This window comes from Planktothrix sp. FACHB-1355 (assembly GCF_014748295.1).
Classification (GTDB): domain Bacteria; phylum Cyanobacteriota; class Cyanobacteriia; order Cyanobacteriales; family Aerosakkonemataceae; genus Aerosakkonema; species Aerosakkonema funiforme_A.
In genome coordinates, this window is record NZ_JACJUP010000222.1 from 1 (window position 1) to 7,498 (window position 7,498).

The following is a 7,498-nucleotide window of genomic DNA, read 5'->3' on the forward strand; positions in this document are numbered from 1 at the left end:
TCCGAAGTCATATTCTTTCGTCCCACCTGCCACCAAAAGGGAACCATCTGCCAGAAAAGAATGACCGGCACAAAACAAGTCTGCCGGAGTTGGGGGAGTAAAAAAAGTACCCTTTTCATAATCCCAGACAACACTGCTAAAATTAGCTTTAGCATTGGCAGGATTGTTACCGGAACCCGCAAAGAACAATACTTTATTAGTAGGCAAAACGGTGGCGTGAACTGCCAGAACTTGCGAGTTGTAAGGTAACAATCGCCAAATGCCTTTGCTTGCAGCTTTGTCCAAGTCAATATTCAAATCTAGAACTTGGTAATATCCTTGATTTAATTGTGGCGGATTATCGATTAGGAATACAATTAATTCAGGTTTTCCCTTACCTTTTAGGTCTGCAACTGCAATTCCTGCACCCTGATTTTCCCAATAAGGTAATTTAATTGGCGTCCAAGGACTCCAACCATCGGTAACATTACCAGCAGCGTCAAGATTCCAACCGATTTGATAAAATCCCTGATTAACACCGGGCGGATTATCGATTTGAAATACGATTAATTCCGGTCGTCCATTGCCGTCGAGGTCTGCAACTGCAATCCCTACGCCTTGATTTTCCCAAGAAAACCAATCAACTGCAATCCAATCACTCCATCCGCCTGTAACAATGCCATTTTTATCTAGCTTTTTACCAATGCGATAAAGTCCCCGGTTTTTCTGAGGAGGATTGTCAATTTGGAAGACAATTAATTCTGGTCTTCCGTCGTTATCTAAGTCTGCAACTGCGATACTGGCATCTTGATTTTCCCAGGATTCCCAACCGGGAATTTCTATCCAATTACTCCATCCACCCGTGACAATGCCATTTTTATCCAGCTTTTTACCAATGCGATAAAGTCCTCGATTCGCACCGGGCGGATTATCAACTTGAAAAACGATTAATTCCGGTTGTCCGTCGTTATCCAGGTCTGCAACTGCAATACCCGCGCCTTGATTTTCCCAAGCACCCCAATCGGGAATTTCTATCCAGTCACTCCATCCGCCTGTGACGATGCCGTTTTCATCGAGTTTCCGTCCAATCCGATAAAAACCTCGATTTGCACCGGGAGGATTGTCGATTTGCAAGATAATTAAATCGGGTCTTCCATCATTATCTATATCTACTACTGCGATATCTGCACCTTGGTTTTCCCAGGAGAACCAATTTGGGATTGGTAATAATTCGGTTGCCATGATTTTGTGAATATTTGCACTCACTTAAATAAGCTAAATATAACACTTTTGTTTACTAATATTCGTAGCCGAAGTTACCAATTTTTATAAACAAATAAGCTCGCGCATTGAAGGCGATAGACACAGGTAATTTTGTGCGAAAACTAATCATTTGGCACACTAAGTACAGAAGAGCCCTAATTACCCAGTATTCAAAACCAAATTACTGGCTATGTTTGGGCAATCGCAATTTTTTAGAAGTAATAGGACTTAAAACTTGGTTAAGAACGCGCAGTTGTTCGGCAGTACCCATACAAATCATCGCATCCCCCGGCAATAAAAGGGTTTCCCCAGTTGGCCCACCGATGAGGGTGCCATCGACGCGACGAATGGCGAGAACTAAAGCACCTGATTGCGATCGCAATCTCGCCTCCCTTAAACTCTGTCCCACGACCGGACAAACATTGGCATCGAGGCGAAATTCCTCCATATAAAAAGATCTGTCGCTACCGGTTAAAATGCCATCGACAAAATCCATTACTTGCGGTCTGAGTGCGGCAGCTGCCATGCGTTTACCGCCAGTAATATAAGGAGAAACTACCGCATCTGCACCGCCGCGCTGCAATTTTGTCACCGCTTCTTCCGTACTCGCACGTGCGATCGTTCTGACATTGGGATTAAGCGTTTTTGCCGAAAGAACTGTATAGAGATTTTCTGCATCGGAAGGAAGCGCCGCCACCAAACAAATTGCCCGTTCGATCCCGACTCTCACTAGAGTTTCATCCAGTGTGGCATCCCCTTGTATAGCAATGTAACCCATCTGCTGAGCCGCTTGCACGGATTGCGAATTGGAGTCAATTGTCACAAAAGGAATGCCTTCTGCCTCAAATTCTGAGGCAATCTGACGTCCGGTGCGTCCATATCCACAAATAATGTAGTGTTCTGTAAGGGATTCCACTAAACGCCGTTGTTGTTGTAGTCGTCTTCCTTCTTGAAAGTAACCTTGAATTAAAGCTTCTGTAAAGCGATTAACAATATAACCGATGCTAATCACACCCATCCCAATCAAAACGATCGTAAACAATCGTCCTCGATCGCCTAAAGGATTGATTTCGCCAAAGCCAACGGTAGCCAGGGTACTCACGGTCATGTAAGCCGAATCTAACCACCGCCACCCCTCAACAAAACGATACCATAATGTACCGCACAGAAACACAAGAGCGAGGGCGATCGCACCGACAATCAATTCTTGGCGAAGGCGTCGATACTTGCGCTCAATATCTGATTGAGAATCGAATGAAGGGCGTTGGCTCACGTAAGTAGCAGCTTTTTCTAAAGAGTTTGATAATACACAAAGGCAGCATAACAGATACTTAATTCAATCTAATAGTAAAGGAGATCGGGAATGTATGTATTAATTGGTGGAGCCGGACTGATCGGCATAAATTTGGCTCAAAGGTTAGTAGAACTGGGACACACGGTTGCCATAATTGATATAGATCCTAATGCTTGTCGCTACGCTCGCGAACAAGTGGGAGCAATGGCTTTTGAAGGTAGTGCCGTAAACACAGAAGTTCTTTTGGAAGCGGGAATTCGCAAAGCAGATTCTCTTGCTGCCGTATTGCGGAACGATGCCTTAAACTTGGCAATGGTTACGCTTGCCAAACACTACGGTGTTTCCCACATTATCAGCCGGATGCGCCACCGCGATTTTGAACAACCTTTGCGCTTAGCTGGGGCGCATCATGTTATCAGTACGATCGACTTAGCCGTTTCTACAATGGTGAATGCGATCGAATATCCCGAAGTCGAATCCATGATGCACTTCGAGCAAGGTCAAATCGAGGTTTTAAAGCTATCGATTCCACAAAAGTGCAACGTTGTCGGACGCAGTGTGGCTGAAATCGCTCAAGATACTCGTTTTCCTACAGGTTCTCTAATTATTGGTTATCAAGCACACCCGCATATGGATTTAGCAATTCCCAACGGCAGTACTGTGCTAGAATCTGGTTCAACCGTTTTGGTTGTCACCAAGCCAGGTTCGTTACATCAAATGATCGATTTTATGGAAGGTTGCCGTTAATCGTCTTCCAGTTTCAACAGTTGCTCGTCAATAGTTTGTATCCTACTTTGCACGATTTCTTCTGAAAGAATTCGTTTCCGCAATGCTTCGTTTAAAGCACCTTTTTCTGCCAATAACAAGCGCCGACGAATGGCATCGAATTTGATGAGATCCTTATTAGTAGCAGCCAACTCCTCCGGACGGCGATTGTATAAATCTCGCAGTGCCTTTTCTGCGGCTGCTACTTTTACTTGATAACTCGATCGCATTTCTTCATACACAGATTTTGGTAACACTCCCGCCTTCAATAAACTATCCAATTCATCTTGTGCTGCCTTCGCAGTCATGAGTTGAGCTTGCAATTCCTCAGTTTGCTGACGAAACTCGGAAAATCGAACTAATTGCAACCTTCGCACCAGCCAAGGCAAACTCAAACCTTGCCCTACCAAAGATAAAAGCACGCTACCGAATACTAAGGCAATTAAAGATTCTCTTCCTGGAATTGTAGAAGGCAAACTGAAGGCAAGCGCCATTGAAAGAGAACCTTTAATATTGCCCAAAAATAGAACGTGTTGCCAGCGCAGAGGAACGGGGCGATCGAACAAATGCACCCCAGCTAACAAGGGATAAACCGATACAAATCTCCCCACTTGGTAAGCCAAAATAGCGAGCAAAACTCCTGGCAAAGTTTGCCAAAGAGTAATCAAATCTATTTCTATACCAATAAGCAGAAAAATAAATGTATTGACACCAAAACCCGCATATTCCCAAAAGCTGAATAAAGTGATGCGACTGGAAGCGGAAACACTACCGGAAAGTCCGAAGTTTCCCACAATTAATCCGGCTACAACTACTGCCACAACACCGGATACGCCCACAACTTGTCCGATCTGAAAAGTTCCTAGCGCTACCGCAACTGTTAGTAAGATACTGCTGAGGGGATCGTCCAAACGTACAAATAAACCTACACTCAAATAACCCAAAGCTAATCCGACAAGACTGCCGCCGACAATTACCACAAATAAATCTTGTAGTCCCTCCAGAAAAGTTATCGATCCGGTTGAATGGACTTTCAAAATTAAACTGAAAAGAACGAGGGCTACACCATCGTTAAATAAACTTTCTCCTTCTACAATTGTGGATAGTCTGGAAGGTACGGATACTTCTTTAAAAACGGCAATTACCGACACCGTATCGGTAATGGCGAGGATCGTCCCTATCAGTAGCGCCGGTATCCAACCCAACCCCAGCCCCAGTTTTAACAATAGGGAAGTAACTCCAGCTGCGATCGCCACACCTGGCCCAGCTAAGAGGAGGATCGGTTTAATGGTGCTTCGCAGGCGGCTGATATCAGTGTTTATTGCCGACTCAAACAGCAAAATCGGTAAAAATAGATTCAAAATCAGCGAAGAATCCAATCCGACGCGACGTGGTAAGAACTCCGCGATTGCCAAACCTGCGAGAACCAAACCCGTGACATAGGGCAAACGAAACTGCCGAGATAGCAGCGCCACACCTGTGGCAACTAGCAGAAGAACGATCAGAACAATGACTAACTCTGCAAACCTTCCTTGATGTCCTTGGCCTGTAGAGTTTAAACTTGCTAGGATAAAGTGTTGCGGAAAGTACGATAATACTACTTTCTCTGAGAATACAATACCGTACATAAGGTTTAGGTTATTGAGATAAGCTGCTGTATTGAAATAGCAGTCCTACATTAATCTGCCTTAAAATTCCGTACCACAGCTTTTCAACAAAGCTCGAATATTAAGGATTGAGTCAGTGAGCATAGAAACTCTCGTTGAAAATCCCCACATACCCGCAGAATCAGCACCTGTACTGTCTGCCCCGTTTGACCGAGCCAGTTTTGATGACTGCGTGATGACAACTTACGGGCGATTCCCCCTAGCGCTGGAGAAGGGAGAAGGTTGTCGCGTTTGGGATACCGAAGGGCGCGAATATCTGGACTTTGTGGCGGGAATTGCCACTTGCACTTTGGGACACGCCCACCCAGCTTTAGTGGAAACGGTAACTCGTCAAATCCAGACGCTGCACCACGTTTCCAATCTGTACTATATTCCCGTACAGGGTCAGCTGGCGCAATGGCTAGTGGAACATTCCTGTGCCGATCGCGTATTTTTCTGCAACTCTGGGGCAGAAGCAAATGAAGGGGCGATCAAATTGGCTCGCAAATACGCCCATACGGTCTTAAAAATCACCAATCCGGTAATTTTGACGGCGCACGCCAGTTTCCACGGACGCACGTTGGCGACGATTACAGCCACGGGTCAGCCGAAGTACCAAAAGAACTTCGATCCGTTGATGCCGGGATTTCACTATGTACCTTATAACGATATTGAAGGGCTCAAGAATGCGATCGTCGATATCGATACAGGCGATCGCAGGGTTTGTGCTATTCTCCTGGAAGCATTACAGGGAGAAGGCGGCGTCCGTCCCGGAGATGTGGAATACTTCCAGCAGGTACGCGAAATTTGCGATGAAAACGGCATTTTGCTGATTCTCGACGAAGTGCAAGTAGGTATGGGTCGCAGTGGCAAGTTCTGGGGATACGAAAATTTAGGGATCGAACCTGATATTTTCACCAGCGCCAAAGGATTAGGTGGCGGTATTCCGATCGGTGCTACTTTGTGTAAGCAATTCTGCGCTGTTTTCCAACCTGGGGATCACGCCAGCACCTACGGTGGCAATCCTTTTGCCTGTGCGGCTGCCCTTACTGTTTGTCAAACTTTAGAAAGGGAGAATATTCTCCAAAATGTGCAGGATAGGGGCGAACAATTGCGGACTGGATTGAGAGCGATCGCCTCTAAGTATCCTAACCATATTGTCGAAGTGCGCGGTTGGGGTTTAATTAACGGTATGGAGCTGAAAGCAGATATCGAACTAACTTCAGCTGATGTAGTAAAAGCTGCAATGGCTGAAGGTTTATTGCTCGTTCCCGCCGGCCCTAAAGTCCTCAGATTTGTACCACCTTTGATCGTCTCCGCTGCGGAAGTCGATCGAGCTTTACAAGCAGTAGAAAAAGCTTTGGCTGCTCTAGTATAAGTCAGTTGACCTCTCCCCCAACCCCTTCCCTGCAAAGTCAAAAGTCAAAAGTCAAAAATGAGAGGGAGAGGGAGGAGGGAAAGGGAAAAGGGAAAAGTCGAACTATTAATTCTCTCACTCCCCCGCTCCGGGCAGACACATGAGTCTGCCCCTACCCCCCTGCTCTCCCTCTTCCCTAGACCTAGCTTAGGCTAAAACTCGGCTAATAGTTTTTAATAATTCTTGGGTAGTATAAGGCTTCGCTAAAAACGTTTTAACTCCCAGCTTTTCAACCGATTATACCATTGTGCTGTAACCCAGTCCGCTACAAGCAATAATCTTGACAGAAGAGTTAATTTTTTGTAGTTGGGCAAAGCTTATATCGATCAGTTCAGTTAATGCGTCTTGTTGTTGTTCTGTAAGTAACATTACGAACCTCTTTCCAGTACTGCATTGACAATTTCCAGTACATGAGCAGCAACAAATGGTTTATTGATAAAGGCACGCGCCCCTACTTGCTTAACCGTTTTCTGGGTGAAAGTCTGAAGATCGGCACTGGCTACTATCACCTGCGCTGACCTATCCAAGGAGATTAATTTTTCCAGTACCTCTGTTCCTGTCATACCGGCCATGACCAGATCGAGCGTTACTAAGTCGGGGTGTTCGAGAAAATAAAGCTCGATCGCTGCTATCCCGTCAGATGCCTCAATAATTTGATGTCCCTCTAGTTCTAGTATGGCTTTTAGTATCCGACGGGATAAGCTTGAATCATCCACAATTAGGATTTTAGCCATTACAATACCTCTAAAATTGCTGCGGTCCTTTGATTGCAGCGGCAACAATAACATCAATTACTACTATATTACGGTTAGATTGAGAGAAGTTTACATATTATCTGTGGCAAAAAATGACTTTATTGATAAGGTTGCTCAATCCAGCCAAACCAGATTCCTATTAATTTTGTGTTTTTAAAGAAGTTTTGACTTATTTCAAGTATTTTTGCTTATATTGTATTTTTGTAAATAAAACTTATGTTTGTGTTCATTTAAACTACAGGAGCAAACCTATGCCCTATTTTTTGGATTTTAAATTTTATATTTTGGATTTGTGAAAATATTGCTAACTTAGCAATGAAGAATTTTAAAATATGGCAAATTTATAACCAAAGGATATGATGTGTCTATAAATAGAAGA

Annotated in this window: 7 protein-coding genes; 2 read left to right on the forward strand and 5 right to left on the reverse strand. The window is 44.5% G+C overall.

Translation table 11 applies throughout. The features are described 5' to 3' along the window. Both H6S82_RS11955 and H6S82_RS11960 read right to left on the reverse strand, forming a co-directional pair. Positions 1–1,221: VCBS repeat-containing protein (locus H6S82_RS11955; RefSeq protein WP_191056254.1), on the reverse strand; the 1,221-nt coding region annotated here is incomplete at its 3' end. Between the two features lie 202 nt (positions 1,222–1,423). Beyond that, positions 1,424–2,515, reverse strand: coding sequence for a potassium channel protein (locus H6S82_RS11960; protein WP_322111969.1), 1,092 nt, complete (start codon positions 2,513–2,515; stop codon positions 1,424–1,426). Positions 2,516–2,605: 90 nt separating this feature from the next. Here H6S82_RS11960 and H6S82_RS11965 point away from each other — a divergent pair, with 90 nt between their 5' ends. Further along, complete coding sequence (locus H6S82_RS11965) at positions 2,606–3,283, forward strand: TrkA family potassium uptake protein (RefSeq protein WP_190470234.1); 678 nt, start codon at positions 2,606–2,608, stop codon at positions 3,281–3,283. On the opposite strand, the gene H6S82_RS11970 is transcribed toward H6S82_RS11965, so the two are convergent. Next, entirely contained in the window at positions 3,280–4,929 is a 1,650-nt protein-coding gene (locus H6S82_RS11970; protein WP_190470237.1) for a sodium:proton antiporter, read from the reverse strand. The genes H6S82_RS11965 and H6S82_RS11970 overlap by 4 nt on opposite strands. A gap of 115 nt (positions 4,930–5,044) precedes the next feature. On the opposite strand from H6S82_RS11970, the gene H6S82_RS11975 reads away from it, so the two are divergent. Beyond that, positions 5,045–6,325 (forward strand): acetylornithine/succinylornithine family transaminase, encoded by a 1,281-nt coding sequence (locus tag H6S82_RS11975; RefSeq protein ID WP_190470241.1) that lies wholly within the window; start codon positions 5,045–5,047, stop codon positions 6,323–6,325. Between the two features lie 276 nt (positions 6,326–6,601). On the opposite strand, the gene H6S82_RS33965 is transcribed toward H6S82_RS11975, so the two are convergent. Both H6S82_RS33965 and H6S82_RS11980 read right to left on the reverse strand, forming a co-directional pair. Then, complete coding sequence (locus H6S82_RS33965) at positions 6,602–6,733, reverse strand: hypothetical protein (RefSeq protein ID WP_255512280.1); 132 nt, start codon at positions 6,731–6,733, stop codon at positions 6,602–6,604. Then, the gene (locus H6S82_RS11980; protein WP_190470245.1) at positions 6,733–7,098 is read right to left on the reverse strand and encodes a response regulator; all 366 of its coding nucleotides are present in this window, start codon (positions 7,096–7,098) and stop codon (positions 6,733–6,735) included. The genes H6S82_RS33965 and H6S82_RS11980 overlap by 1 nt, the downstream gene beginning before the upstream one ends. Positions 7,099–7,498 lie beyond the last annotated feature (400 nt).

Bases quoted from the DNA above. Each gene is read 5' to 3' on its own strand.
- H6S82_RS11965 (WP_190470234.1), top strand. From the start codon at position 2,606: ATGTATGTATTAATTGGTGGAGCCGGACTGATCGGCATAAATTTGGCT.
- H6S82_RS11970 (WP_190470237.1), bottom strand. From the start codon at position 4,929: ATGTACGGTATTGTATTCTCAGAGAAAGTAGTATTATCGTACTTTCCG.
- H6S82_RS33965 (WP_255512280.1), bottom strand. From the start codon at position 6,733: ATGTTACTTACAGAACAACAACAAGACGCATTAACTGAACTGATCGAT.
- H6S82_RS11980 (WP_190470245.1), bottom strand. From the start codon at position 7,098: ATGGCTAAAATCCTAATTGTGGATGATTCAAGCTTATCCCGTCGGATA.